Genomic DNA, 1084 nt, shown 5'->3' with positions numbered 1-1084 from the left:
TGTACTCGGCCATGACGTTGGTGACGTTCGGCTTGTAACGCAAGGAGGCCTCCTGGCTTAGTGGAGCTGTCTAGTTCTTCACTGCCAGGAGGCCTCTGTGTCCCACGCTAACGCCCGCCTGACTCTGCACGGGCGCCACATCCTGATCACCCGCGTCCTTGAAGACCACCGTCCGGTCGCTCACGTCGCCAAAGAGCTCGGGATCTCCCGCCAGTGCGCCCACCGCTGGGTGCGGCGATACCGCCAGCACGGCCCAGCGGGACTGGCCGACCGGTCCAGTCGGCCCCACCGGATGCCGACCAAGACCAGCCCCCAGCGCGAGCAGGCCGTTCTTCAGGCCCGGGCCCGGCTGCGATTCGGTCCCGCCCGACTGGCCGCCCCAACCGGGGTCCCGGCCCGGACCATCTCGCGGATCCTGCACCGCCACCACGTCCCGCCGCTGGCCTGGCTCGACCCGATCACCGGTGCCCTGATCCGATCCAGCAGGGCCACCACCAGACGCTACGAGCACTCCCACCCCGGTGACCTGATCCACGTCGACGTCAAGAAGCTCGGCCGGATCCCCGACGGTGGTGGCTGGCGCATCCAGGGCGGCACCCACGCCAACCACCAGTCCCGCCCGGACAAGAAACCGATCGGGTTCGACTACGTCCACGCCGCCGTGGACGACCACACCCGCCTGGCCTACGCCGAGATCCACCCGGACGAGAAAGGCGCGACCGCGGCCGGATTCCTGACCCGTGCCGCCGCCTACTTCGCCACTCACGGCATCACCCGGATCGAAAGAGTGATCTCCGACAACGCGTTCACCTACCGGCGCTCTACCGCCTTCCAGGCCGCCGTCGCAGCACTGGGCGCACGGCAGAAGTTCATCCGACCGCACTGCCCCTGGCAGAACGGGAAAGTCGAGCGGTTCAACCGCACCCTGGCCACCGAATGGGCTTACCGGCAGCCTTTCACCAGCAACCAGGACCGCACAGACGCTCTTGCACCCTGGATCGAGCACTACAACACTGAACGCATCCACTCCAGCCACGGACGCCCACCCGCAGCCCGAGTGTCACCAACCTGACGGCTCAGTACA

The 1084-nt window shown here is 67.6% G+C and carries 1 protein-coding gene; it reads left to right on the top strand.

What is annotated here, in order from left to right; all coding sequences use genetic code 11:
- The first annotated feature begins 97 nt into the window (after positions 1–97).
- Complete coding sequence (locus ACH47X_RS26730) at positions 98–1072, top strand: IS481 family transposase (protein WP_397408465.1); 975 nt, start codon at positions 98–100, stop codon at positions 1070–1072.
- Positions 1073–1084 lie beyond the last annotated feature (12 nt).

This window comes from Promicromonospora kroppenstedtii, assembly GCF_044389675.1.
In the GTDB taxonomy this organism is placed as follows: Bacteria; Actinomycetota; Actinomycetes; order Actinomycetales; family Cellulomonadaceae; genus Promicromonospora; species Promicromonospora kroppenstedtii.
This window is presented reverse-complemented; position numbering and strand designations above follow the sequence as displayed.